Raw genomic sequence first — 5,946 nt, forward strand, 5'->3', positions numbered from 1 at the left:
GCACTGCGACTAACGCCCAAGGCGGCGCCAAGCGCTTCTCCAGAATGGAACTGACCATCTTTCAGAAGTTTCAACAACGTCAGCATGCACATATCGCCTCAGAATGAGGCACGCATGATATCCATGCGCAGGGTCATTGCATAGAAAGGCTGGATATCAGCCTGGATCGAGATTTTCGAGCGCCCAAAACAAAACCCCAACTGCTTTCGCAATTGGGGTTTCGGAATTTAATCTTGACGATGACCTACTCTCACATGGGGAAACCCCACACTACCATCGGCGATGCATCGTTTCACTGCTGAGTTCGGGATGGGATCAGGTGGTTCCAATGCTCTATGGTCGTCAAGAAATTCGGGTACTGAGTCGCGGCCAGTTGGCCTCGCTTCAGCAAATTGGGTACGTGATAGATCTCGGTGTTTTGTGAGCGTCGAACTTTCGGTTCATTTTCGTCTTCACACACCGCAATCTGATGCTCGTTAGAGTAGTCAAATTGCTTGGGTGTTATATGGTCAAGCCTCACGGGCAATTAGTATTGGTTAGCTCAACGCCTCACAGCGCTTACACACCCAACCTATCAACGTCGTAGTCTTCGACGGCCCTTCAGGGAACTCAAGGTTCCAGTGAGATCTCATCTTGAGGCTAGTTTCCCGCTTAGATGCTTTCAGCGGTTATCTATTCCGAACATAGCTACCCGGCAATGCCACTGGCGTGACAACCGGAACACCAGAGGTTCGTCCACTCCGGTCCTCTCGTACTAGGAGCAGCCCCTCTCAAATCTCAAACGTCCACGGCAGATAGGGACCGAACTGTCTCACGACGTTCTAAACCCAGCTCGCGTACCACTTTAAATGGCGAACAGCCATACCCTTGGGACCGGCTTCAGCCCCAGGATGTGATGAGCCGACATCGAGGTGCCAAACACCGCCGTCGATATGAACTCTTGGGCGGTATCAGCCTGTTATCCCCGGAGTACCTTTTATCCGTTGAGCGATGGCCCTTCCATACAGAACCACCGGATCACTATGACCTACTTTCGTACCTGCTCGACGTGTCTGTCTCGCAGTCAAGCGCGCTTTTGCCTTTATACTCTACGACCGATTTCCGACCGGTCTGAGCGCACCTTCGTACTCCTCCGTTACTCTTTAGGAGGAGACCGCCCCAGTCAAACTACCCACCATACACTGTCCTCGATCCGGATAACGGACCTGAGTTAGAACCTCAAAGTTGCCAGGGTGGTATTTCAAGGATGGCTCCACGCAGACTGGCGTCCACGCTTCAAAGCCTCCCACCTATCCTACACAAGCAAATTCAAAGTCCAGTGCAAAGCTATAGTAAAGGTTCACGGGGTCTTTCCGTCTAGCCGCGGATACACTGCATCTTCACAGCGATTTCAATTTCACTGAGTCTCGGGTGGAGACAGCGCCGCCATCGTTACGCCATTCGTGCAGGTCGGAACTTACCCGACAAGGAATTTCGCTACCTTAGGACCGTTATAGTTACGGCCGCCGTTTACCGGGGCTTCGATCAAGAGCTTCGCGTTAGCTAACCCCATCAATTAACCTTCCGGCACCGGGCAGGCGTCACACCCTATACGTCCACTTTCGTGTTTGCAGAGTGCTGTGTTTTTAATAAACAGTCGCAGCGGCCTGGTATCTTCGACCGGCATGAGCTTACGGAGCAAGTCCTTCACCCTCACCGGCGCACCTTCTCCCGAAGTTACGGTGCCATTTTGCCTAGTTCCTTCACCCGAGTTCTCTCAAGCGCCTTGGTATTCTCTACCCAACCACCTGTGTCGGTTTGGGGTACGGTTCCTGGTTACCTGAAGCTTAGAAGCTTTTCTTGGAAGCATGGCATCAACCACTTCGTTAACTAAAAGTTAACTCGTCATCAGCTCTCGGCCTTAGAATCCCGGATTTACCTAAGATTCCAGCCTACCACCTTAAACTTGGACAACCAACGCCAAGCTGGCCTAGCCTTCTCCGTCCCTCCATCGCAATAACCAGAAGTACAGGAATATTAACCTGTTTTCCATCGACTACGCTTTTCAGCCTCGCCTTAGGGACCGACTAACCCTGCGTCGATTAACGTTGCGCAGGAAACCTTGGTCTTTCGGCGTGGGTGTTTTTCACACCCATTATCGTTACTCATGTCAGCATTCGCACTTCTGATACCTCCAGCAAGCTTCTCAACTCACCTTCACAGGCTTACAGAACGCTCCTCTACCGCATCACTTACGTGATACCCGTAGCTTCGGTGTATGGTTTGAGCCCCGTTACATCTTCCGCGCAGGCCGACTCGACTAGTGAGCTATTACGCTTTCTTTAAAGGGTGGCTGCTTCTAAGCCAACCTCCTAGCTGTCTAAGCCTTCCCACATCGTTTCCCACTTAACCATAACTTTGGGACCTTAGCTGACGGTCTGGGTTGTTTCCCTTTTCACGACGGACGTTAGCACCCGCCGTGTGTCTCCCATGCTCGGCACTTGTAGGTATTCGGAGTTTGCATCGGTTTGGTAAGTCGGGATGACCCCCTAGCCGAAACAGTGCTCTACCCCCTACAGTGATACATGAGGCGCTACCTAAATAGCTTTCGAGGAGAACCAGCTATCTCCGAGCTTGATTAGCCTTTCACTCCGATCCACAGGTCATCCGCTAACTTTTCAACGGTAGTCGGTTCGGTCCTCCAGTTAGTGTTACCCAACCTTCAACCTGCCCATGGATAGATCGCCCGGTTTCGGGTCTATTCCCAGCGACTAGACGCCCTATTAAGACTCGCTTTCGCTACGCCTCCCCTATTCGGTTAAGCTCGCCACTGAAAATAAGTCGCTGACCCATTATACAAAAGGTACGCAGTCACCCAACAAAGTGGGCTCCCACTGCTTGTACGCATACGGTTTCAGGATCTATTTCACTCCCCTCTCCGGGGTTCTTTTCGCCTTTCCCTCACGGTACTAGTTCACTATCGGTCAGTCAGTAGTATTTAGCCTTGGAGGATGGTCCCCCCATATTCAGACAAAGTTTCTCGTGCTCCGTCCTACTCGATTTCATGACTAAGAGATTTTCGCGTACAGGGCTATCACCCACTATGGCCGCACTTTCCAGAGCGTTCCGCTAATCTCAAAGCCACTTAAGGGCTAGTCCCCGTTCGCTCGCCACTACTAAGGGAATCTCGGTTGATTTCTTTTCCTCAGGGTACTTAGATGTTTCAGTTCCCCTGGTTCGCCTCTTGCACCTATGTATTCAGTACAAGATAACCATCTTATGATGGCTGGGTTCCCCCATTCAGATATCTCCGGATCAAAGTCTGTTTGCCGACTCCCCGAAGCTTTTCGCAGGCTACCACGTCTTTCATCGCCTCTGACTGCCAAGGCATCCACCGTATGCGCTTCTTCACTTGACCATATAACCCCAAGCAATCTGGTTATACTGTGAAGACGACATTCGCCGAAAATTCGAATTTCTCAGTTAAGAGAACTCACAAATTTTACCTTAGCCTGATCCGTTACCAGTGAAAGTAACGTTCAGTCTATCTTTCTATCACATACCCAAATTTTTAAAGAACGAACTAGTCAAAGACTAGAAATCAACATTCACCATCACAACGATGGAATGCTCATTTCTAAGCTTTATACAAACAGAAGCAGTAGTGGTGGAGCCAAACGGGATCGAACCGTTGACCTCCTGCGTGCAAGGCAGGCGCTCTCCCAGCTGAGCTATGGCCCCGTATTTCTACAGGCGTTTCCCACACAAAATTGGTGGGTCTGGGCAGATTCGAACTGCCGACCTCACCCTTATCAGGGGTGCGCTCTAACCAACTGAGCTACAGACCCAATTTCGGGCTGCTTCTTTCGTCTTCTTCAATGAATCAAGCAATTCGTGTGGGAGCTTATGGAGCAGCTGATGTCGTCGATTAAGGAGGTGATCCAGCCGCAGGTTCCCCTACGGCTACCTTGTTACGACTTCACCCCAGTCATGAATCACACCGTGGTAACCGTCCTCCCGAAGGTTAGACTAGCTACTTCTGGTGCAACCCACTCCCATGGTGTGACGGGCGGTGTGTACAAGGCCCGGGAACGTATTCACCGCGACATTCTGATTCGCGATTACTAGCGATTCCGACTTCACGCAGTCGAGTTGCAGACTGCGATCCGGACTACGATCGGTTTTATGGGATTAGCTCCACCTCGCGGCTTGGCAACCCTCTGTACCGACCATTGTAGCACGTGTGTAGCCCAGGCCGTAAGGGCCATGATGACTTGACGTCATCCCCACCTTCCTCCGGTTTGTCACCGGCAGTCTCCTTAGAGTGCCCACCATTACGTGCTGGTAACTAAGGACAAGGGTTGCGCTCGTTACGGGACTTAACCCAACATCTCACGACACGAGCTGACGACAGCCATGCAGCACCTGTCTCAATGTTCCCGAAGGCACCAATCTATCTCTAGAAAGTTCATTGGATGTCAAGGCCTGGTAAGGTTCTTCGCGTTGCTTCGAATTAAACCACATGCTCCACCGCTTGTGCGGGCCCCCGTCAATTCATTTGAGTTTTAACCTTGCGGCCGTACTCCCCAGGCGGTCAACTTAATGCGTTAGCTGCGCCACTAAAAGCTCAAGGCTTCCAACGGCTAGTTGACATCGTTTACGGCGTGGACTACCAGGGTATCTAATCCTGTTTGCTCCCCACGCTTTCGCACCTCAGTGTCAGTATTAGTCCAGGTGGTCGCCTTCGCCACTGGTGTTCCTTCCTATATCTACGCATTTCACCGCTACACAGGAAATTCCACCACCCTCTACCATACTCTAGTCAGTCAGTTTTGAATGCAGTTCCCAGGTTGAGCCCGGGGATTTCACATCCAACTTAACAAACCACCTACGCGCGCTTTACGCCCAGTAATTCCGATTAACGCTTGCACCCTCTGTATTACCGCGGCTGCTGGCACAGAGTTAGCCGGTGCTTATTCTGTCGGTAACGTCAAAATTGCAGAGTATTAATCTACAACCCTTCCTCCCAACTTAAAGTGCTTTACAATCCGAAGACCTTCTTCACACACGCGGCATGGCTGGATCAGGCTTTCGCCCATTGTCCAATATTCCCCACTGCTGCCTCCCGTAGGAGTCTGGACCGTGTCTCAGTTCCAGTGTGACTGATCATCCTCTCAGACCAGTTACGGATCGTCGCCTTGGTGAGCCATTACCTCACCAACTAGCTAATCCGACCTAGGCTCATCTGATAGCGCAAGGCCCGAAGGTCCCCTGCTTTCTCCCGTAGGACGTATGCGGTATTAGCGTCCGTTTCCGAACGTTATCCCCCACTACCAGGCAGATTCCTAGGCATTACTCACCCGTCCGCCGCTCTCAAGAGAAGCAAGCTTCTCTCTACCGCTCGACTTGCATGTGTTAGGCCTGCCGCCAGCGTTCAATCTGAGCCATGATCAAACTCTTCAGTTCAAACATCTTTGGGTTTTTAAGAAACCCTAAACTTGGCTCAGCAATCGTTGGTTACATCTTTGATTTCTCGCGGAGTAACTTGTGATGCTGATAATCTTGTTGACTATCAGTCTGACTCCACAAGCACCCACACGAATTGCTTGATTCAGTTGTTAAAGAGCGGTTGGTTAAGATCTTTCGTCTCAACCGAGGCGCGCATTCTACAGCAGCCTCATTTGCTGTCAAGTGGTTATTTTCAGAAGTTTTCGAAGATTTCTTCAACAACTTCAACCACTTGCGCTTGCGATCTCTCGTAAGCGGGAGGCGAATTCTACAGCGTTACACGCTGCTGTCAACACCTCTTTTTCAACTTCCTTTTGGCTTCGATGAACTGAAGCAACTTGCTCTCGAGAACTGCGTAACTCTTTGTTTACCAAGGAGTTTTCCGTTTCGACTGCGCCGGAAGTGGGGCGAATTATAGGCTTCCAGAATCTGCCGTCAACCCAATTATTCGGTTTCTCT

Annotated in this window: 1 protein-coding gene, 2 tRNA genes and 3 rRNA genes; all 6 read right to left on the bottom strand. The window is 50.9% G+C overall.

Translation table 11 applies throughout. The features are described from left to right. Nucleotides 1–231: 231 nt before the first annotated feature. Nucleotides 232–347 (bottom strand): 5S ribosomal RNA (rrf, locus tag P353_RS23965). A 158-nt stretch (nucleotides 348–505) separates the two neighbouring features. Continuing rightward, nucleotides 506–3,397, bottom strand: a 23S ribosomal RNA gene (locus P353_RS23970). Nucleotides 3,398–3,644: 247 nt separating this feature from the next. After that, nucleotides 3,645–3,720, bottom strand: a tRNA-Ala gene (locus P353_RS23975). 30 nt (nucleotides 3,721–3,750) lie between these two features. Then, nucleotides 3,751–3,827, bottom strand: a tRNA-Ile gene (locus tag P353_RS23980). An 81-nt stretch (nucleotides 3,828–3,908) separates the two neighbouring features. Then, nucleotides 3,909–5,445, bottom strand: a 16S ribosomal RNA gene (locus tag P353_RS23985). The 16S, 23S and 5S rRNA genes sit together here with 2 tRNA genes alongside, the layout of an rRNA operon. A 266-nt stretch (nucleotides 5,446–5,711) precedes the next feature. Continuing rightward, a partial coding sequence (locus P353_RS30075; protein ID WP_232776867.1) for a hypothetical protein occupies nucleotides 5,712–5,946 on the bottom strand: 235 nt, incomplete at its 5' end.

It is taken from the genome of Comamonas testosteroni (assembly GCF_000761245.1).
In the GTDB taxonomy this organism is placed as follows: Bacteria; Pseudomonadota; Gammaproteobacteria; order Burkholderiales; family Burkholderiaceae_C; genus Comamonas; species Comamonas testosteroni_C.